This window comes from Parabacteroides faecis (assembly GCF_014647375.1).
Taxonomy (GTDB): Bacteria; Bacteroidota; Bacteroidia; order Bacteroidales; family Tannerellaceae; genus Parabacteroides; species Parabacteroides faecis.
In genome coordinates this window covers 137,463-159,106 of record NZ_BMPB01000006.1, presented here as the reverse complement: position 1 = coordinate 159,106, position 21,644 = coordinate 137,463, and the positions used below count along the sequence as shown (strand labels likewise).

Annotated in this window: 20 protein-coding genes; 3 read left to right on the top strand and 17 right to left on the bottom strand. The window is 42.4% G+C overall.

Annotated features, from left to right (window positions below; translation table 11 throughout):
- Positions 1-10 precede the first annotated feature (10 nt).
- The 6 genes from IEY67_RS09805 to recG form a co-directional block, all read right to left on the bottom strand.
- Complete coding sequence (locus IEY67_RS09805) at positions 11-514, bottom strand: SPOR domain-containing protein (protein ID WP_122354364.1); 504 nt, start codon at positions 512-514, stop codon at positions 11-13.
- Between the two features lie 68 nt (positions 515-582).
- Positions 583-1,338 (bottom strand): triose-phosphate isomerase, encoded by a 756-nt coding sequence (gene tpiA, locus IEY67_RS09800; RefSeq protein ID WP_075555680.1) that lies wholly within the window; start codon positions 1,336-1,338, stop codon positions 583-585.
- A 38-nt stretch (positions 1,339-1,376) separates the two neighbouring features.
- Positions 1,377-2,654 (bottom strand): BT_3928 family protein, encoded by a 1,278-nt coding sequence (locus IEY67_RS09795; protein ID WP_183668269.1) that lies wholly within the window; start codon positions 2,652-2,654, stop codon positions 1,377-1,379.
- 3 nt (positions 2,655-2,657) lie between these two features.
- Positions 2,658-3,203 (bottom strand): DUF1599 domain-containing protein, encoded by a 546-nt coding sequence (locus IEY67_RS09790; protein WP_122373835.1) that lies wholly within the window; start codon positions 3,201-3,203, stop codon positions 2,658-2,660.
- Positions 3,204-3,296: 93 nt separating this feature from the next.
- Entirely contained in the window at positions 3,297-4,553 is a 1,257-nt protein-coding gene (locus IEY67_RS09785) for a M23 family metallopeptidase (protein ID WP_183668267.1), read from the bottom strand.
- Between the two features lie 208 nt (positions 4,554-4,761).
- A complete protein-coding gene (gene recG / locus IEY67_RS09780) occupies positions 4,762-6,858 on the bottom strand; it encodes an ATP-dependent DNA helicase RecG (RefSeq protein WP_122373837.1) in 2,097 nt (698 codons plus the stop codon).
- Positions 6,859-7,101: 243 nt separating this feature from the next.
- Between recG and IEY67_RS09775 the strand changes: the two genes are divergently transcribed.
- On the top strand, positions 7,102-8,172 hold the full coding sequence (locus IEY67_RS09775; protein WP_183668265.1) for a pilus assembly protein N-terminal domain-containing protein: 1,071 nt from the start codon (positions 7,102-7,104) through the stop codon (positions 8,170-8,172).
- Positions 8,173-8,284: 112 nt separating this feature from the next.
- On the top strand, positions 8,285-8,830 hold the full coding sequence (locus IEY67_RS09770; protein ID WP_183668263.1) for a hypothetical protein: 546 nt from the start codon (positions 8,285-8,287) through the stop codon (positions 8,828-8,830).
- A 68-nt stretch (positions 8,831-8,898) separates the two neighbouring features.
- Here the strand turns inward: IEY67_RS09770 and IEY67_RS09765 are convergent, their stop codons facing one another.
- The 6 genes from IEY67_RS09765 to IEY67_RS09740 all read right to left on the bottom strand — a co-directional run bounded on the left by IEY67_RS09765 (position 8,899) and on the right by IEY67_RS09740 (position 13,705).
- On the bottom strand, positions 8,899-9,363 hold the full coding sequence (locus IEY67_RS09765) for a hypothetical protein (protein WP_183668261.1): 465 nt from the start codon (positions 9,361-9,363) through the stop codon (positions 8,899-8,901).
- 149 nt (positions 9,364-9,512) lie between these two features.
- Positions 9,513-9,971 (bottom strand): porin family protein, encoded by a 459-nt coding sequence (locus IEY67_RS09760; RefSeq protein WP_183668259.1) that lies wholly within the window; start codon positions 9,969-9,971, stop codon positions 9,513-9,515.
- A gap of 114 nt (positions 9,972-10,085) precedes the next feature.
- Positions 10,086-10,547 carry a hypothetical protein gene (locus tag IEY67_RS09755; protein ID WP_183668257.1) on the bottom strand — a complete coding sequence of 154 codons (462 nt, stop codon included), beginning with the start codon at positions 10,545-10,547 and terminating at the stop codon, positions 10,086-10,088.
- Between the two features lie 4 nt (positions 10,548-10,551).
- Complete coding sequence (locus IEY67_RS09750) at positions 10,552-11,529, bottom strand: DUF4848 domain-containing protein (protein ID WP_183668255.1); 978 nt, start codon at positions 11,527-11,529, stop codon at positions 10,552-10,554.
- Between the two features lie 25 nt (positions 11,530-11,554).
- On the bottom strand, positions 11,555-11,890 hold the full coding sequence (locus IEY67_RS09745; RefSeq protein WP_183668253.1) for a DUF3244 domain-containing protein: 336 nt from the start codon (positions 11,888-11,890) through the stop codon (positions 11,555-11,557).
- 195 nt (positions 11,891-12,085) lie between these two features.
- Positions 12,086-13,705: a tetratricopeptide repeat protein gene (locus tag IEY67_RS09740; RefSeq protein WP_183668251.1), complete on the bottom strand. Its 1,620-nt coding sequence runs from the start codon at positions 13,703-13,705 to the stop codon at positions 12,086-12,088.
- A 1,002-nt stretch (positions 13,706-14,707) separates the two neighbouring features.
- On the opposite strand from IEY67_RS09740, the gene IEY67_RS09735 reads away from it, so the two are divergent.
- The gene (locus IEY67_RS09735) at positions 14,708-17,434 is read left to right on the top strand and encodes a family 78 glycoside hydrolase catalytic domain (protein WP_183668249.1); all 2,727 of its coding nucleotides are present in this window, start codon (positions 14,708-14,710) and stop codon (positions 17,432-17,434) included.
- Between the two features lie 17 nt (positions 17,435-17,451).
- On the opposite strand, the gene IEY67_RS09730 is transcribed toward IEY67_RS09735, so the two are convergent.
- The 5 genes from IEY67_RS09730 to IEY67_RS09710 all read right to left on the bottom strand — a co-directional run bounded on the left by IEY67_RS09730 (position 17,452) and on the right by IEY67_RS09710 (position 21,634).
- Complete coding sequence (locus IEY67_RS09730; RefSeq protein WP_183668247.1) at positions 17,452-18,153, bottom strand: 2-C-methyl-D-erythritol 4-phosphate cytidylyltransferase; 702 nt, start codon at positions 18,151-18,153, stop codon at positions 17,452-17,454.
- On the bottom strand, positions 18,153-18,350 hold the full coding sequence (gene xseB, locus IEY67_RS09725; protein WP_122354377.1) for an exodeoxyribonuclease VII small subunit: 198 nt from the start codon (positions 18,348-18,350) through the stop codon (positions 18,153-18,155). The genes IEY67_RS09730 and xseB overlap by 1 nt, the downstream gene beginning before the upstream one ends.
- A gap of 13 nt (positions 18,351-18,363) precedes the next feature.
- Entirely contained in the window at positions 18,364-19,707 is a 1,344-nt protein-coding gene (gene xseA / locus IEY67_RS09720) for an exodeoxyribonuclease VII large subunit (RefSeq protein WP_183668245.1), read from the bottom strand.
- A complete protein-coding gene (locus IEY67_RS09715; protein ID WP_183668243.1) occupies positions 19,688-21,067 on the bottom strand; it encodes a S8 family peptidase in 1,380 nt (459 codons plus the stop codon). Before IEY67_RS09715 ends, xseA begins: the two co-directional genes overlap by 20 nt.
- A gap of 99 nt (positions 21,068-21,166) precedes the next feature.
- A complete protein-coding gene (locus IEY67_RS09710) occupies positions 21,167-21,634 on the bottom strand; it encodes an Lrp/AsnC family transcriptional regulator (protein ID WP_005860962.1) in 468 nt (155 codons plus the stop codon).
- Positions 21,635-21,644 lie beyond the last annotated feature (10 nt).

The following is a 21,644-nucleotide window of genomic DNA, read 5'->3' as shown; positions in this document are numbered from 1 at the left end:
TCCGCACTTATTAATTCAGAGGGATTCTTACTTCTTCTTTTACAATATACATTTCTTTTCCGAATGAAGGGAAAGCTGTCATCAACAAACGCTGCATATGATAAGCCTCTTCATGTGAACGGAAATCACCTACACGCAATTTCCAGAACGGAGCAGTATAGGTTACATAAGTCGGAACAGTTGGAAAAAGCTCCTTGATCATCTTTTCTTTCTCAAACGCTTCATCTTTCGACTTACGCTGGCTATTACCGGAAAACACCTGCGTACGGAATCCTTGTATCTTCAGGAAAGCAGTGCTGTCCGTCTTCTCGACATTATCACCGTACATACGCACGCCGATCATCTTACGAAGCGCCTCCGGCTGGTTGACAATCACGTCGCCTTTACCCGGCTTCGATGTTTGCAGATCGTCAAAGATCGTCTGTGCAGATCCGTCCGTACTTGTCTGTGCAGACGCTCCGGTCACACAGGCCAGCAACATGAATAATAAAGCGATACAAGGGAAATTCTTCATTGTGATCAATTTTTGTGTTAAAATCGAGAGGGAGGGAACAAATGTTCCTTCCCTACAGGATGATATCATTAAAATGCTTCAACGATCGGCATGAATTTATCAACAGCCAGAGAAGCACCACCGATCAGACCACCGTCTACGTTCGGTTTAGAGAACAATTCCTTAGCGTTACCGGCATTTGCGCTACCGCCATACAGGATAGTACAATCATCAGCAACCGTGTTGCCGTATTTAGCAGCCAGTGTTGCACGGATATGAGCGTGGATTTCTTCAGCCTGTTCAGCTGTAGCAGTTTTACCTGTTCCGATAGCCCAAACCGGTTCGTAAGCCAATACGATCTTACCGAAATCTTCAGCAGAAAGATCGAACAACGATTCTTTGATCTGTGCATCTACAACTTCGAAATGTTTGCCAGCTTCTCTTTCTTCCAGAACTTCACCGATACAGAAGATCGGAGTCAGACCGTTAGCCAGAGCCAATTCAACTTTAGTTTTCAGGATAGCCGGAGTTTCGTGGTAATAAGCACGTCTTTCAGAGTGACCCAGGATCACATATTTTGCACCTGTAGAAGCAACCATAGCAGCTGAAACTTCGCCAGTGTAAGCACCTTTTTCCTTATCTGCACAGTTTTCAGCAGCTACACCGATCTTATCAGTATCGATAGCAGCAGCAATGCTTGCCAAATGAGTGAACGGAGTACCGATGATTACATCACAGTTGATAGCTTTGCCTTTCAGGGCTTCGTTTAATCCTTTTGCTAATTCCAGGCCTTCCTGAAGAGTAGTGTTCATCTTCCAGTTTCCTGCAACAATATTCTTTCTCATGACTTAATTAATTAAATATATAAATACAATAAAATCTTTTATTCTGCCATCACTTTCCGTCTCCGGCGGAAACGGAAAAAGTCATATACCCAAACGAGCAGCAAAGGTACGGTAAAAGTCGATAAGATGGTAACAAGCCAGCCATCTTCTTTCTCTTTTGTTTCACTCGCGTTCAGATGTTCTTCTATGACGGACTTTACATGTTCCTCATCGGGGATATCGTTATAATGCCATTTGGCCAACACCGTACCATCTTTCAACAGCACCAGGCCGGGATTGGAACGGATAATCGTTTTCAACAGCACTTCGTCTGCCATACGGAACGGATATTCGGCTCCGGTATTGTCGCTCCATTCGTCGATCATTTCAGGAGAAGAACCGGTCACGCAAAAGAACGGCAATTCATGTTCGAGCGCATAATCATACACGCCGTTTATTTCATCTATCTTTTCGTCGTCTGCCTTTTCCAGTTTCGGGGCTATCAGCAAAAGGACCGGTTGCGGGTTATGCAGTATATCGCCGGTCACGTCATCGCCTTCCCCGTTATAGATGTTAAAGGAAGCCACAGGAGGCTCATATCCTTTCTTTATCAGTTCGGTCTTCGATTCGACAAAACTCCAGGTACTGTCATCTGAAGGATAATTATCCAATGAAAACTCCTTCTTCACTCCCTCTTTCTCATAGACAAAAGTGTACTTATACTCGTCTTCAGGCGCCCCTTCCGGAATAGACATCAATCCGGGTATATTCGCCCCGATCTTATACGGACGGAAATCCAGCACCGGCAGATGATTGTAATTCCAGTACGCAAAACCTATACAGAAAAAGTAGGAGAACAATGCCACGAACCAGTAAACCTTATAGGTAAAACACTGGAACATCTTGCCGCAGTTCATAAAGACCATGATAGCAGCAGCCGACAACACCAGGTTCTTAAAGAAGGTTTCCCAGTTGGAAATAACGATCGCATCCCCGAAGCAACCACAGTCGGAAACCGGATTGAACAGGGCCAGATATAATGTCAGCGGCGTCATAAACGCCATGAAAAGTAAGACCAGAAAAGAGTTATAGCGGCGATATACTCCCAAAAGCATACAGACTCCCATTGCAAACTCGGCAGCCGAAAGGGCAAAAGAAGCGAGGACGGTAAAAGGCTGCAACATATCCAATCCGAAAGATGTCAGATAATCGCCTATCTTAATGGCACCTCCCACCGGATCGACCGCCTTTACAAAACCGGAGAAAATAAATACGACTCCGATCAGCAGACGGCTACACTCTGTCAGTATCTTTATTGCAGTCTCTTTATAGTTCATATATTAGTCTTCGCCGTATTCCAGTTTGATCAAACCGAACAGGGCGTAATTGATCATATCCATATAATTGGCATCCACACCTTCCGAAACGATAGTTTTACCACCGTGGCTCTCGATCTGCTTGGTACGGTAGATCTTCATCAGGATCAGGTCGGTATAAGAACTGATACGCATGCTGCGCCAGGCTTCGTCGTAATCATGGTTCTTGGCATACATCAACTCTTTGGTCTCCGTAATGTATTTATCATACAATGCCAATGCTTCCTCGTTCGTCATATCCGTGGTATCCGAAAAGCCTTTGGCCAGCTGGATCAACCCGATCACACCATAATTCACGATAGCGACAAATTCCGGACGTATCCCTTCATCCACCATGCTCACCCCTTTGATCTCGAGACTGCGAATACGGTTTGCCTTAATAAATATCTGGTCGGTCAACGACTGGGGACGCATGATCCGCCACGAGGGACCGTAATCTTTCAACTTCTTTTCGAACAACTCCCGACACTGGGAGATCACTTTCTCGAACTGTTCTTTCGTATCAGCCATATACTAAATATATTATGCCGCAAAGATAGTAAAAAAACAACAAAGGCACAGATGTAGTTTCCATCTGTGCCTTTCCTTTATCTTAAAAATAACTTATTTACAGCGGATGGAACGACCTAATTTTAATACTGTTGTTTTAGATATACCGTTCATTGCACACAACTTGCTGACAGTTGTTCCGTATTTCGAAGCCAAAGCCCCCAGCGTATCGCCACTCTTGATACGATGATAAACAGCCTCTGTATCCTGATTGGCAGGAGCATTTCCAGTAAGTGAAGCAACCGGAGTTACAGCCTCCACAGTTGTTGTCTTAGTCACTTTTGCCACCGTTGTTGCTGCTTTTTCTGTAGCCGGTTTAGCCTCCGTTTTAGCAGCTACGCTCGAACTTCTACCTGCACTGCAACGAATAGACTGGCCCAAGCGAAGCATGGAGGTACTCTTGATTCCATTCAAACGGCAAAGTTCGTTCACGGTTGTTCCGTACATACGGGCAATTTTACCCAGCGTATCGCCCGATTTTACCCGGTGATAAACCATCTGGTCGCTGGAAGAAGTATAGATATTACTCTTGCGTCCGTTAATCTTTATATTATGGAATACATATGTATCCTGATGAGGTACAGAGTTTTCAAAATCAATAATGTCGGCCGGATTGATAGCCTGTCCCAGGAAGCGGGTTTCGAAGTGAAGATGAGAACCGGTAGAACGTCCGGTATTTCCTCCTAATGCGATCGGATCACCTGCGCGTACGATATCGTTTACATCGACAAGCGATTTGGACAAGTGTCCGTAAACTGTTTCCAGTCCGTTCGGGTGGCGAACCACCAGGTAATTACCGTATCCACGGCGTTCGAAATTACGGATACGAACCTTTCCGTCAAATGCCGCACGGATCGTATCGCCTACCTGAACCTTCAGGTCAATACCTTTATGCATGCGACGGCGGCGAGGACCATATTTGGAAGTAACCCGTGTCATTGTATCGATAGGAAGAACGAATGTCGAACAATCTATAGCGCATGAATCAGGCATATCCACTTTAGAAGTACCGCGAAAAGGGTCTACCCAACGGGTATCCCAGTTTGAGCCGTATAACTCGTCGGCCGGAAACAGGAGGGATTCTTTATCCGCCAGTGTTTCATCAACACGGGCATTGATCTCTGCCAGTTCTTTCAAACCCATATCTTTACGGATAGTGACCCGGTCAGCCATCAGTTCAGATACGCGTTTATCCATTTTTACTATATGTATAGTCTGCTTTGGAGTATCTTTCCCTTCAGGGTCCTTAGCCGATACGGCCGATACCATAAGGGTAGTACAACAAATAAAAAGTAGTGTTCTTATCTTCATTTTTATCATTTTTCGAAATGGAATCCAGGAGTAAAACAGGCCCTGAAACAGACCCTATTTTTTTCAAATCGACCAAAGTTCGTTATTTTGAGCAAGTTGACAAAATTCAATCCGGAAAAATTTCCGCAATGAAAGTGAAGAAATTCAAAACCACGATTGAATTTCACTGAAAAACAACCACTTAGAAGAAAACATGTTTCACAACATATCAGCTAATCATTCCCCAGTTTATCTTTCTTGCAAAAAGCGTTTTTAACCTTTCGTTCAAAATCCGGTTAGGTTCGGACAGTAACTCAGGATCTTTGTCAAGAACTTCCAGCGCAATATCACGGGCATATTGAAGTATCTGCCCATCGGCTGCCAGGTTTGCAATTTTCAGGTCGAGCCCCTCTCCGCTCTGCTGTGTCCCTTCCAGGTCGCCATGTCCCCGGAGGCGAAGGTCAGCCTCAGCTATCTCAAATCCGTTATTGCTGTTCACCATTATTTCCAGGCGTTTACGGGTATCATTACTTAGTTTATAAGAAGAGACCAGGATACAGTAGGATTGTTCCGCACCGCGTCCGACCCTGCCACGCAGCTGGTGTAGCTGCGACAATCCGAAACGTTCGGCACTCTCTATCACCATCACAGAGGCATTTGGAACATTCACTCCCACTTCGATAACTGTGGTAGCCATCAATATCTGCGCTTCTCCGGTTATGAATTTCTGCATCTCCGTCTCCTTATCCGCCGCTTTCATTTTCCCATGTACCATACAGACCTTATATTCGGGGAAAACTTCTTTAAAGGTTTCGAACCCGTCTTCCAGATTCTTATAATCCAGCTTCTCACTTCCTTCGATCAGCGGATACACCACATATACCTGGCGTCCCAACTGAATTTCCTTCCGAAGAAAATCGTATAGCTGGGCCTTTTTATTGTCGTAGCGATGCACGGTCTGGATCGGCTTACGTCCCGGAGGCAGTTCGTCGATAACGGAAACATCCAGGTCTCCGTATAATGTCATGGCGAGCGTCCGGGGAATCGGGGTCGCCGTCATCACCAAGACGTGAGGCACGATAGCATTCTTCTTCCACAAACGGGCACGCTGTTCTACGCCGAAACGGTGTTGTTCATCGATAATAGCCAATCCCAGTGAAGAGAAAACAACCGTCTCTTCGATCAGGGCATGTGTACCGATTACAATCTGTATTTCGCCGCTGGCTATAGCCGGCAGTATTGCGTTACGCTCTTTCTTTTTTGTCGATCCGGTCAGTAACGCGACGCGGATATCCATATCTTTCAGAAACTCCATGACAGTGGCATAATGCTGGGTAGCCAGTATTTCTGTTGGAGCCATCATACATGCCTGGCAATGGTTATCGACAGCCAGCAGCATAGAAAGCAAAGCGACCAATGTCTTTCCGCTTCCCACATCTCCCTGCAACAGGCGATTCATCTGCCGTCCGCTTCCCATATCGGCACGGATCTCCTTTACCACCCGTTTTTGTGCGCCGGTCAGTTCAAACGGGAGATAGTCTTTATAAAACGTATTGAAATAATCTCCGACAGTAGGAAAAACGATCCCTTTCAATTTCAACTTACGCAAGCTGGCAGTACGGAGAATATTCAATTGTATAAAAAAGAGTTCGTCGAATTTCAGACGCAGTTGTGCCAGCCTCAGCTTCTCTGTCGATTCAGGGAAATGGACATTGCGGATCGCTTCATTCAACGGCATCATCCGGATACGCGACAAGACATCGGCCGGTAACGTTTCAGGTAGATTCCAGTTCAACGAACTTAGCAAGGTATATTGCAGATTTTGGATCGCCCTCGAATTGAGGAACGATTTCTTCATCTTCTCCGAGGTATTATAAAAAGGTGTCAGGCCGGCTGCCACCTGGTCTGCCTGATCCACCGGGTCGATATCGGGGTGGGGAATATTGTAGATGTGCCCGAATTCGGTGGGTTTCCCGAAAACGATATATTCAGTTCCCGTCTTATATTTATCGGTCACATAATTAAGACCTTTAAACCAGACTAGGTCAATCGTTCCGGTGCCATCGGTAAACTTTGCCACCAATCGCCGGGTCCGCCCTTCTCCCACCGTGTCATAATACAGGATACGTCCTTTCAACTGGATATAAGGCATGTTCCCTGTTATTTCGGAAACTTTATAAAACCGGCTGCGATCGATATATTTATATGGGAAATAAAACAACAAATCCTCATACGAAGATATCCCGGCCTCTTTCCGTAATATCTCCGCTTTCTTCGGGCCTACACCCGGCAGATACATAAGGGATCGTTTGTCTAAATCAAGCATATCTGTCTATTTGGACAGCGAATTTATTATTTTTATGGTCACCATGCAAATTTATCAGCTATCGTATTATTGATATTACGTTTTTGAACAAATCTTCAGGAATAAAAAAATTAAGCCTCACGCAAGTTCTCGAATTAATTTTCTACATTTACAACCTTACAAAAAAGAAATATAATAATTTATGCATGTGAATGACGTACAAAAGACATTCAGAAATATACACAGAATCATAAAGAATATACAATGAAAACAAAGAATCTATTCGGACTATTACTATTCATATGTACAATCAGTTTCGTTTGTTGCAATGACGAAGACAACACGGAGCCGGCGTATCGCTTAGAATTATCTGAAAACATGTGTGAAGTGATGCAAGGACGCAGCAGTTCAATCAATTTGATTTCCAATGAAAACACGACACTGGATATAGCCGATCCTGAACTGATCGATGCCACTTACATATGGGGCAGTCATGATAATTTCACTGCTATCATCGAAATCACAGGCAAGCAGAAAGGCGAAACCAGCATTATCGTTACCGACCATGAAACAGGAGAATCAGCCACAATAAAGGTGAAAGTAACAGAATATCCGATGCCGCGGATCGCCGTAAAACAGTCCAAAGGAAACATTTTCGATCTTATGGATTTTTATATTTATAATGAAGGGACACAGCCGATACTATTAAAAGAACTCGATGCTGTATGCGATTCAATAGTCTGGACGGTAAAGGGACAGAACGGCAGTTATCAGGTATTCCATCACAAAGCAGATGAAGGTTACCATGAAGACCATCTGAGTATGGGATGGGGACACTGTTTCAAATTTCCCGGCGAGTATGAAGCCTACCTGACCGCATGGAAAGAGAACAAGGTGGTTTCCCGTGACTCACTTGATATAACGATCACTGATGACAAGGATTTTTTGGGTTATAACTGGGCAGATATTACAAAAACCTCACAGGCATGGACATCATATGCCGATGTACTAGGCAGCAGCCCTGACCTGATGGTTACATCCGGCCTGAACGGTACTGTTCCATCTGTTGAAGTGAAAGTTTTCAACGAGGACAATATCCAAAGCTACAACGAGCTTTACAACTATTTCTGCAAACTCTATTCCCAGCCTACGTATGACGATCAAAAGGAAAAGCAGAAGATATTCAAACTGTATGATGAGCTGTTTTCGGAACAGAAAAAATACCCCAGTGACTATCCTTGTGCCATTTGGGTGACCGAACGTGTCAATTTCGTTTTGTTGATGCTTGAAGATGGGTCCCAATATGCAATTTATGCAGAACCGGCCCGGCCATGATGTAAATTTATCAGTTATCATTTATGGGTATTACATTCAATTCTTTCAGAAGTACAAGTTTTTCAACATTTTTCATAACTTTGCCCCTCATAAAGCAAAAGATTCTGATTATATGAAAAAGAGTATTTCTGGTATTATTACCTGTCTATTATTTACACTGACTTTTTTTAACGGTTGCAGCAATGATTCTGATGAAACGAAAGTAACCTATACCTATTCTCTATTGGTTGATTATACAGGCAAAGAATCTACAGATGATTCAGATCCGGCACTTATCGCCATCGACAAGAAGATGGAAAATGCTAGGATACAAATCAATAACACATTTGCAGATTATTCACAATGGGAAGTCACAGGAAAAGGAGAAACAAAAGAAGATGCGGAAAAAGATGCAGATTCGCAGGCTCTGACTGTCTTTAACCAATACAAGGATCAGATTGAAGACAAGTTAAACCTGTTGGACAACGATTTTGCTCAATGGCGTAAGGAATATTCCGAACAGCTAATGACATCCACTGAAAACGGATATCGAAAATACACGTTGACGTATATGCTTAAAAGAGAAGAAAAAACTTCAAGTCAACCGAGTTACGGGAAAATTGTAGAACTCGGCAATCAACATAAGCTCGAAGTTTATTCACAACAAAGCTACGAATAACAATACATTAATATTAGATAGAAAAAAGGCAGAGTATCTCACATTTTCAGTAAGATACTCTGCTTTTTTTATAACTTAAATTTGTATCCGACAGATATTCCAAACAGGAACTCCTGTTCATTTATACAATTCTGAAAGCAGTTGACACCCACAAAAACTCTTTTCATTTCGACTCCGACTTCTGCCGTGGCGCCTACCTGAACTTCCGAACCCGTACCGAAATAAGCACCTCCATTCAGACGAAGATTAGCCTTTTCCTTTAAAGGAATATGGAATGATGCATAAACCGGGATATTAAAATCAATATCCCATGTATTCGAATTACCGATTGCCGATCTATTAGCCGTATGCAGCAGCACTCCGGTCTGAATTGAAAATAACGCTGATTGCGGGAAGTTTATATAGGCTCCCGCATGAAGCCCCCATACATCTCCTCCCATTATTCCAGTACGTGCCTCTATATCAGTGGCCTGCACATGATTAAAAGCGGAGAACAATGCAATAACAATTAATACTAATGTCTTTTTCTTCATAATACACATATTCAATAAAAAGGAAGTTTATAAATTACTGTAGTTAGTTACCTACGAACTGACTCAATTAACATCTTATTTGATAGTACAGCATCGGCCTAAATCGAGCATAACTGTCTATTCAGACAGTGAATTCATTATTCCCATGGTCACAATGCAAATTTATAGCCAACAGAGAAATGTAAACGGGCACAATTTTCATTGATTAAATTCTGTAACCAGGAAAAGCCTATATAATACTTTTGATATTCAATACCGCCTTCTACAGCAGTTCCAAAACTCACTGGCGATGAAAGACCAACAAAAGGTCCAGCATTCAAACGAACTTTCATTACATTATTCACAGGGACTCGTAAGGAAGCATATAAAGGAACATCCATTCCAAATGTCCAATCTCCAGGTTTATTATAATAACCACTAACAGTGTTAACCAAAGCTCCCGGCTGAAAATAAAACATATCTGATATTCGAAAAGACACCAGTGTACCTATATGAAGCCCCCAAACCCTGGAATAACTAACACCAACACGTGGTTCCAGTTCTACCCCTTTTGCATACCCTACAGTACACAACAAAATCATCAACACCGACAATAACGCTCTTTTCATAATCTCACCTTATTAAATGAATAACAACACTTCATCTTAAACGAAGTGTTGTTATTATTATTATCAATTTCATAAAGACAATTTATTCATGCCTTGCTATCAGAATCACACTGATTATAAACGAAATTTATAACCAACAGATATTCCAAATAAAAATTCCTGATTATTAATGCAATTCTGAAAACAATTTACACCAACAAACAATCTCCTCACTTCTACTCCAACATCAGCCGTTGCTCCTACTTGTAATTTATGTCCGGTTCCAATATATGCACCACCATTCAAACGAAGATTAGCTATCTCACTCAATGGAAAATGAAATGAAGCATAAACAGGAACATTCAAATCAATATCCCATGTATCATTATTCCCAATTACCCATTGATTTGCCGTATGCAACAACAATCCAGTCTGAACCGAAAATAACTTTGATTGGGGGAAATTGATATACGCCCCGGCATGGAGTCCCCATACATCACCTCCCATTACTCCGGTACGTGCTTCTATATCGGCAGCCTGCAGCTTACTAAATACAGAAAATAAGAATATCCCTAATACTAGCAGTGTTGTTTTCATTTCATTAAAAAGTTGTTTCAGGCAATTCAAAATTGTAATTCATTGTTACATTAAATCCAACATACTTTACAGTAAAACTTCCACCAATCTTCGCTGCTCTCTTTTTACCGATGCCTTGTTCCCACCAAAATGAGCTTCCTCTAGCAACATAATGATCATGAGAAGAACGACCTGTCTCTTGCTGATAAAAATTATTCGAAAGCGGACCTCCCGGAGGTGCATATGTACCTGTTGTCTGGGTCGTTTCCTTATAGTTCATCCAGCCAAAAAGACCTTTCTTTCTAAAAGAAATCTCAATATGTAAAGCTATTTCTGTTTTACTTACATTCATAATTCTACGCCCAGCTTTTAATTTACATTTCCTTTTACCAAACTCTTTCCAACCAGAATCATATTGACTTCCAATATAATCCTTATTACTTAATCTTGGTAATACCTCCAAATCATATAAAGCATTCCCTGTTAACTGAAGATCCCTGTATTCAAATATATCTTTCATATCAACTATTTCCTCACCTACAATAACTTTACCATTTTTATTCAAAACAGAAGCTACCTCTTCGTTACTTACAGGTAAATAAGCTCCATAGTCTTCTTTATATTCAGGAAAATACAAATAACTCTGATATCTTTCTTTAAGATCATTATATTCTTCTGCAGTTCCTTCCATCGCAGTAACTTCATCTAAAGCTTTTTCATAAACAGAGTTTAATGAAATAAAATTCATTTTCTTTTCCCATTCCAAACGTTCTTCATTTGTCATTTTTTTCAAACTACTAATTGTTTCATTTAATACAGTTTGATTTTTAAATTGAAGAATATTATCACTCTGATCATTTGTAGACTTTGTAAAAGAGCTACCATCCAATAAAGCAATATTTTTTTCCTGTCCACAGGGAAAAGATATTTCCGGAGTTTCCAAATCATTTGTACATGATGTTATTGCCATCAATAACAATAATAAAGATACAATTTTTTTCATTCCATTAAAAATTTGTTAGTTGTTATTATTTTATTTCAAAAAAACCTTGTAATTCCATATTGTCTAAAAATAGATCTAAGATATATTCACCTTTCTCAATCATAGGTAATGGTAATATACATGTACCATCCACTCTCACCTCATCATTACATATTCTATTACCGGAAAAATCAGTTATAACAACTCTGATATTTTCTTCACCTTTCTTCAAATTCAATGTCAATTCTCGACTCTCCTCATCAATAAAAACCTCTATAGGAGGTTGCGGGAACCGAGCATGATCATTCAAATCGATTTTCCTTTTAGCAAAACCGAAAACCGTTGCACACAACAACACCATAACTAATAACGATCTATTCATATTCATTCAAGATTAAATTCCAGGGGCAAAGGTACGGGTCTAATCCTAAACAGAAGGGCTAAATCTATCAAAGGATATGTATGGAAGCATACACTCAGCACTAGGTATAGAACACTAATAATCAACATACAAATCACCTCATACGTATAAAAACATATGTATGAGGTCTCAAATTACCCTTTCCGAAGCATCAAATTACAAGCCGGAAATAAACTCTTCTAACGTTGTTTTGGTATTCTCTAATTTGCCTTTCTTCATGATACGATAACGTTTATGGCTGACAGAGGTAGGCTGGATATCTAAAAGAATAGATAATTGCTGACTGTTTAATCCGATTTTCAGCAAACAGCAAAAACGTATCTCATCTTCGGTTAGATTAGAAAAGCTATTTTGTAAGTTATCGATAAAGAACAAATAAGTAGTTTTCAATATTTCTTTTAATGTCAACCATTCCTGATCTGTTAACAAACACTTTTTAGCATCTTCCACCGATTGAGAGTTTCTAATTATTTTTTTATAGACAGCAGAACTCTTCAATATATTTTCCCTGATATTTAAAATATCGGCACTCAATCCTTCTACCGCAAATTCCTTTTCTTGCAAGGTCTGGTTTGCAGCCGTGATTTTTTTTTGTTGGTTAAGTATATATTTATTTTTTAAAGCAACTCTGTATTTATATAATACAAACAAAGACAGACTCACCAATAACAACAAAATGCAAATAATAAAAATATCCTGATTCCTAATTTGCAACTCATTATTATCATTCAATAAATTTGCATAGTCATATCTTCTTTCTACTTTTAGAACATCCATCCGAGCTTGTAAATCCGATATAGAATCTGCATAATTAACGTACTGTTCATAATAACTCAATGATAAAGAATAATTTCCCAGTTCTTTTTCCAATATATATGATCGATACAACAGACCGCCTGTCAATTTACGCTTCGGAGTACGATATTTAGAAGCCATTTCTATATACTCCCGTGCCTTTCCGTATTCCTTTTTTCGTGTATATAAATCAGCCAAAGCCAAATAGGTAGGAGCACTACCTGCTTTGTCATAAGCAATCGATTGAAATAAGTATTTTTCTGCCAATGAATAATTACCCAATTCATTATAGTTAACCCCTAAACGATTAGTCATAGAACTTAGCAATAATGAATCATTCATATTCAATGCCAACCGATAGGCTTTTAAGAAAGATTCCGAAGCCTCTCCATACTCTTCTTTTAATGTATGAATCCACCCGATATCACGAATCGAATAAATATAATTCAGGCTATCTCCTCCCTTTAGATAATACTCTCCGGATAATTGGTGAAAATGCTGTGCCTCATCGTAATTATTGTCATAATCATGTAATCCGGCAATTTTATTATACAATTTCCCGACCAGCAAATATTTTTTCGCATTTTTAGCTATCTCTACCGCCTGTAAATAAGATTTCATAGCCCACTCAAAATCGGTCTCCTCCTCATAGGACATTCCCAAATACAACAGGCAATTCATCTTTTCTTCTGCCGAACCATGTTTTTCGTAATAAGCATTTGCCCTCTCCATTTGAGGGACAAACGGCATATCCTCACCTAACTGTTCGGATAAACCGGCATAGATCAAACAGAAATGAGCAAAGATTTTATCATTCAGCACATCCGGATTAGTAATGCTTTCTAAAAGATCAAAAGCGCTATCCGGTTGTTCAATCCGGATCAACTCTTCCGCTTCCTTTATCTTTATACTGATCTCATTGTTACTTTTACATGAAAAGAACAAACAGAAAAGAATAAATAGTAGTATAGCGTTTTTCATATCAATACTTGTGTGCTGTTTTGAAATGCAATATCCGAATAAAAAGCCATACACACAAATTTGCAAAAGTATTTTCAACACAAAAAATTCAACTAAAATACATTCATTGAAATATCAACAAGACACACATTACTATAAAATAAAACCATAATGCTTCCTTTTATATGCTTTCGATATCAACCATCTTACACAAAACAGATGAACCAGAAGAAGAATAAACACATAAATTAACATTAGACATATCAATAGCAATTCTCTACCTTCGTTTAAAGCAAATTTCAATCTCGTTTAAAACGAAATATTTTTCCTTTTAAACGAAATGGGACTTTATTTAAGGCTAAATTTTTGTTAATTACAGATGAGTAACTCTGTTTTTAATCACTTTTTCACGTTAAAGCACCTGCTTTAGAACAGATTTATTTTCCAGAAAGAGTAACAACACCAACAAAAACAAAACAACAAATTCACACGAATATAAAACATCTTCATTCCCTCTTTCACATAATCATAAAAAAAACGATTCATAAAGCAACAATTATCCAGCAAATATCAAAATAACGATATTCATAAACATTGTGTAAGATGAATAAAAAGTTCCACTCTCCATAAAAGATACATACAAGCCACAGACAAAAGAGTTCATTTTACATTTTGATATTTCTATTCTCAAAATTGGGCACAAATACTGACAAACCTTAGAACCTGGTTTATTAAGTAGATATTCTTAGGTATACTATCAAAAAGTCAATTCAAGCCAACAAGAAAGAAATAAGTCATATACCTGATACCATAAAATCACGAACATCATACATTTTGTATGATACAAAATGTATGATACTCTTTGCCTATCGGCACAAACCTTGCCCCCTATCGACAGTCGGTATAGTTTTGGATTTTGACAATTTTCTTGTCAAATCTGACACAAGTACAGGTTTACTATTTGAGCATCGACAAAAATCATATACATTTGTTGCAATCCATCTAGAACTAAACTTTGTCGATATGAAACTTAAATCCGGTATTTCAATTCTTTTGTCATTTCTTTTTGTTTTGACAGCAAATGCAACTCTTACTCCTGTCAGACTCACCTGCGAATACCTGGTCGATCCCTCCGTTATAGATGCCCGGCATCCCCGGTTGTCGTGGATCAATACAGCCGCTCCCGGTGAACGAGGACAACAGCAGACCGCCTATCAGATACAGGTTGCTTCATCGGCCGATAAACTGAAAAAGGAACAGGCCGACCTTTGGGACAGTGGTAAGAAAAAAAGTAGCCAGTCCTTTCTGGTTCGTTACGAAGGAAAGCCGTTACAATCGAGACAGGAATGCTGGTGGCAAGTCCGCGTTTGGGATACCAACGGAAAAATATCGGATTGGAGTGAACCAGCCTGCTGGAATATGGGATTGCTGAATGCCGATGAATGGAAAGCACAATGGATCGGTGCTCCCTGGCAAGGCGAAGAAGCCACGGCAAAATCGGCAGACAAAACACTTCCTCCTGCCCCACTCTTCCGAAAAGATTTTACCGTTTCCAAAGAAATAGCTTCAGCAAAAATCTATATCAGCGGATTGGGTTATTTTGAATTATATCTGAACGGAGAAAAAGTCGGCAACGACGTTCTGGTTCCTAATCAGACCAATTATGGGAAACGGGACGACCTGGATGTGACCCGTGTGACCCTCGACGATAATTTCAAAGGCTATAATGTACTATATCTCTGCTACGACCTGAAAGAAGCATTAAAACAAGGTAAAAATGCACTCGGCTGCCTGCTAGGTAACGGCTTTTATAATGCGGCGCTAAGCTGGACGATGCCCTACGGATCGCCACGCCTGATCGCACAGTTACATATCGGCTACACCGACGGCAGCGAGGAGGTCATCACATCGGACACTTCCTGGAAAGTATCGCGTAGCGCCATTGTCTTAGATGGAATTTACCAGGGAGAACATTATGACGCCCGGCTGGAACAGCCGGATTGGTGCTCACCGGACAAACCGGCTAACGGATGGGAGTCTGCCATCGTACGGAAAGCGCCGGAAGGTGAACTACAGGCACAAATGTCTCATTCTGACAAGGTAATGGAAGTCTTGAAACCGAAAAAGATCACACGACTGGAAAACGGGAATTACAAAGTCGATTTCGGGGAAGAAATATCCGGCTGGGTACATCTGCATAATATGCAGGGAGAAGCCGGCCGGAAAGTGGAAATCCGGTATATCTGTGAATCGCCGAACGGTTCCAACTCTTATACGATGAAAGGAGACGGACCGGAATCGTATGCCGCCCGCTTTACCTGGTTTGTCTTCCGGGAAGCAGAGATTATCAACTGGCCGGGTGAACTCCGGGAAAATAACCTGACAGCGGAAGCTGTATATACGGAGCTTGAGACGACCGGACATTTCGACTGCTCAAACCCGCTTTTCAACCAGATCAATAAGATATGGAGACGAAGCCTGACAGACAACTCGCACGGCAGTATTATCAGCGACTGTCCCCATCGGGAGCGTTCTGCCTATACCGGCGACGGACAGGTGGCTTGCGTCACCGTCATGCATAATTATAATGCCGCAGCTTTATATACCAAATGGATCAAAGACATATTGCTTGCCCAGAACAAAGCGACCGGTTATGTTCCGAACGGTGCACCCTGGCAACCTGGCTGCGGAGGCGGCGTGGCATGGGGAGCAGCTATGAACATTATGCCGTGGGAGTTTTATCAGCATTATGCAGATAAAGATTTGCTGGCTGCCAATTATACCGGAATGAAAGAACAGCTCCGGTACATGCAAACCTGGGTAGATTCCGACGGCATCATGCTTTCGCAGATAAAAAGCAACGGAAACGTCAGCGAATGGCACAACCTGGGAGAATGGTGCCCGGCAGACGGATTCCCTCCGAAAGACCTGGTTCATACATTCTATCTCTGGCGTTGTGCCGATCTTACGGCAAAAGCGGCATCCGCACTGGGAGAGAAAAAGGATGCAAGCCTTTTTTCCGCTCTGGCAGAGAAAACACGGCAGGCTTTCCACAAACGTTTCTATAATCCGGAGACTAAAACGTATGGTCCTTCAGGCAGCAATATCTTCGCTCTGGTGATGGGAGTGCCGAATGAAGTAAAGAAAGATGTACAGGAAACGGTACGGGAAGAAGTGCGTGCCCATAACGGACACTTATACACAGGTATTTTCGGTACTCAATTCTTTTTTGAAACACTGGCAGACAACGGGATGAATGAACTGGCTTATGAAGCCATGGATAAAAAAGACATGCCTAGTTACGGCTGGTGGATTTCCCAGGGTGCCACTACCACCTGGGAGGAATGGAACGGTAACAATTCCCGGAATCATCCGATGTTCGGGGGCGGTTTCACCTGGTTTTACCGGAAACTGGCGGGTTTGAACACTGATCAGAAGGAAGTCGGCTACAAACATATCATCATCAAACCGTGTCCTCCCGAAGCTATTTCTTATGCAACTTATTCAACCCGTACTCCGTATGGTGTTGCCGGCGTAGACTGGAAAAAACAGGAGAAGAGTTTCAAAATGAATGTGGAAATTCCGGTCGGAAGTCATGCCACGGTTTATCTTCCGGTTATTTCCGGAAAAACAGTGAAAGAGAGCAGTAATGCTATCCATAAAGTAAAAGGAATCCGTTTTAAAGGTATACAGGATGGATATGCTGTTATGGAAGTGCCATCCGGAAAATATAGCTTTGAAACGGATTAAAAAAGAAGCCCCCCTTTTTACTTCACAGAAGAAAATAACGCTTCTGCTATCAGCAAATCGAACGGTGTCGTTAGCTTGATATTCTCACGATTTCCGGGAACCAGCTGAACCGATATCCCGGCAGCCTCAACAACAGATGCATCATCCGTGAAAAGGGGGGTAAAAGGCTGCTCGTATGCTTTTAATAATATGTCACTGCGAAAAACCTGTGGTGTCTGTACCGCAACATACCGTCCGCGATCTACCGGATGCGACTCGTTTCCGTCCGTCTCGCGCAATGAATCGATCATAGACAACACTGGGATTGCCGCCCCACTTTGTTCTGCTTTCGCAAAACAGCTGCCAATCACTTCGGAAGAGACAAACGGACGTACGCCGTCGTGCACTGCAACCAGGGCTTTTTCATTCCTCCCGGATGTATTTCCAATTTCTTCCGAAAGGAATTGCAATCCGTTCCGGACGGAATGAAAACGCGTCTCGCCGCCATTCGCTATCCGGTGAGGTGCTTTACACCCAATCTCCCGGCAAAGCATATTCCAATAAGGTTGATGATCTTCGGGGAGAACCAGTATCAATTCAGCCGAAGCATCCCAACGGTGAAATGTTTCCAATGTATGCATCAGGATGGGTTTCCCTTCCAGCGGGATAAACTGCTTAGGCAGATCTCCTCCCATCCGAAGTCCTTTTCCCCCGGCTACGATCAATACATATTTACGCATCACTCCAACTCCTCCAGAACCTTTTTTACATCTTCATCCACCTTATACAGTTTCTCTTTACACAGCTTGATTAAACGGGTTGCCTCCTTCACTTTCTCGGAGAGTATATCCACATCCAATTCGCCGTTCTCTATATCGGCAACGATCTTCCGCAGTTTTTCAACCGCTTCATTGTATGTTTCCTCTTTCTTTGTCATATTTCTGAATGATTTATTTTTTAACGATACTCTTCACCTCACCATCCGCAAACCGCATGACCAGCTCGTCGCCGGAACTCAACTCGGTTGCATGTTTGATGATTTTACCATCTTTCAGCGCCAGGCTGTATCCCCGTTTCAGTACATAGTCGGGAGAAGCCATTTTGATAAACTGCTCTGTCAGTTGGATAAAACGGGCATCTTCCGCCAAACGGGAAGTTACACGGTTCTGCAATTGCATCTGCATACTTTCCAATGCCGAACGACGGCGAAGCAACATGGCAGAAGCAGACGCCGGCAGCTTATTTCCAACCATTTGCAGGAACGACCGGTTACGTTCGATCCGGTTCGTTACGATCACCGGCAGACGCGCACCCAGTAATTGCAGGAAATTCTTTTGCTTCAGCAGTATATTATTAGCCAGTTCGCAGACATCCTGTTGAATTTCTTCCAGTTCTTCAGCAGCGACATCCATACGGCCGATCAGGAACTCAGCCACTGCTGTAGGCGTTTTCATCCGTGTATGGGCAACCATATCGAGAATGGTGTCATCGCGCTCATGCCCGATACCGGTTATCACAGGTAGCGGAAACTGGGCACAGTTAGCCGCCAGCAGATAGGAATCGAAACTATTCAGATCCGATGTGGAACCACCCCCGCGGATGATCACGACCACATCAAAACAGTCGATATGATGATAAATGCGGTCGAGTGCAGCAATAACCGACTCTTCCGTCCTTTCTCCCTGCATCAGCGCAGGGAATAGTTTTGTATAGAAGGAATAACCGGCTTTATTACCCGCCAGCTGATTCAGAAAATCCTCATAACCGGCAGCCGTAGGTGAAGTAACGACGGCAATACGTTTCGGCAGGACAGGGAACGGTAGTTCCTTATTCAGCGTAAACACACCTTCCTCCTTCAACTGGCGGATGATCTCCATCCGCTTCCGCAACATATCCCCCAACGTATAGGCCGGATCGATATCCAACACTGTCAGGCTGTATCCGTATAATTCATGGAACTCAACGGATACTTTTACCAACACTTTCAACCCGGAAGCAAACAGCTGTCCGGTCTCCATCTCGAAATAAGGTTTCAGCATCCGGAATGTCTTTGCCCATATCGAGCCGCGTGCTTTGGCAACCAGTTGTCCGGTTACCGGATTCTTCTCGATGAACTCCAGATAACAATGCCCGGAAGATGCATTTGTCCGCACATCGCTCATTTCCGCCCGTACCCAGCAGGTACCGGGAAATGCCTCACTGACAGCGACGTGAACCAGATTATTCAGTTCCAGCAAAGAGAACTCCCTGCGTTCATTTCCCGTATACTCCGGATTAATGTTCAGCCCTGGCATATTGCGTTCCTTTCTTATAGGCTTTATATATATTCGGAATGCCATATCCCAGTTCAGCATCAGGGCGTTTGGCCTGGCTCGATACCTCCTGCAATAAGGCTATGATCTCTTTGTTGCTTAATCCGGGCAATGCCTGCCACAAGCAGACGCCCATCCCTGCCAATATAGGGGTCGCAAAGGATGTTCCGCTGGCATACCGTATATTTCCCTGCGGATCGATCACACAACTGCCCGACCCCAACGCGACAACATCCGGTTTCACACGATAATCGGCTGTAAAACCGACGGAACTGAAAACACTCTTTTTCTTTTCTTCCGTGACAGATCCTACCGTCAGGATATCCGAAGCATCCGAAGGAAAGGTGATCTTCCCCCAGCTACCGTTGCCTTCATTTCCTGCGCTACAGAACATCAGGATGCCTTTCTGGCCAGCCAGATGGGCGGCCTGGCTGATCAGCGAACTCTTCCCGTCGAGGGCAGCCTGGTCGTAAGATAACTCGTCCGCATCGAAAGCAAAATAACCTAATGAAGAAGAGATCACATCCACTCCCACGCTATCGGCATATTCGACGGCCGCCGCCCAATAATCTTCTTCTATCGGATATTCCGAATCGCTGTCTTCACTCTTGATCAGCAAATAAGACGCTTTAGGGGCTGTTCCCACCATTATACCGGGCATATTGGCAGCCATACAGGATAATACTTTCGTCCCGTGATCATCAGCTTCATAAACGCTACGTCCGGGATAAATCACATTGTGCGTCCCGATCAGTTGCAGGGAATCGAATACACAGATACGGTCGACATTCTGGAAACCGGCGTCGATCACCGCAACACGCATTCCTTCTCCCCTGAATCCGGCTTCATGCAATTTGACACCGTTCAACATTTTGATCTGGTTTTCCGCATATCCGTATTTTTCTTTCAGAGGCGTATCGGATGGAACAAGGCGTATCTCCTGATCGTCTTCCTGGGCCGGAACAACATCATTGCTTCCTTTCCAGACCCATTTTACCGAATCGACCATTGCCAGCCCTTTGAGCCGGTTGGCAACAGTACTGTCCTTACTGGCGACAACCACAGTGGAAAGCCATTTGCTCTGCACTACCGGTTCTCCCCCGGTAGCAGCCAATGTATCCAGATAAGCCCGGGCAATAGGAAGATCGGAAACAGTAACAGGGGTTCCTGACTTTTTACGCCGTTGTATGGATTCTTTCGACAGGAATGCTTCCGGTTCGTCTACAGAAAATCCGGAATCGCCTTTATCTTTCAGGTAAACACGAAAACAATAACTTTCTCCGGCAGTGAGCCACGAAGAAAAGCAGCATAACAAAACAAACAGTCCTATATATTTTTTCATGGGAACATATAACTCAACCCTACAAAAGTAGTAATTGCCGTGGATATAAAAAAGCCCGGCAACTCACAAGGAGGCCGGGCTTCTATTTTTTAGAATAATTTATTCGTTGATGTTGCAGATAGGGATTTCACGTTTCACACTCTGACGCAAAGAGATCAATGTCTCCGTAGCCGTCACACCCGGTATCTCCTGAATTTTAGAATTTAACAATTCCATCAGATGCTCATTATCACGGGCATACAATTTGATCAGCATTGTGTACGGACCTGTTGTAAAATGACATTCGACTACTTCCGGAATCTTCTCGAACTCAGGTACGACATCTTTGTACATGGAACCACGTTCCAACTTTACACCGATGTATGTACAGGTATTATATCCCAGAATCTTCGGATTAATATGATAACCTGACCCAACGATCACATTCATATCAATCATGCGCTGTACCCGTTGATGGATGGCCGCACGCGACACGCCACACTCTTCAGCTACATCCTTGAAAGGAATCCTGGCATTTTTTGAAATAATGTTCAATATCTGCCGGTCCAGTTTGTCTATTTTCTCCATTTTCTCTATC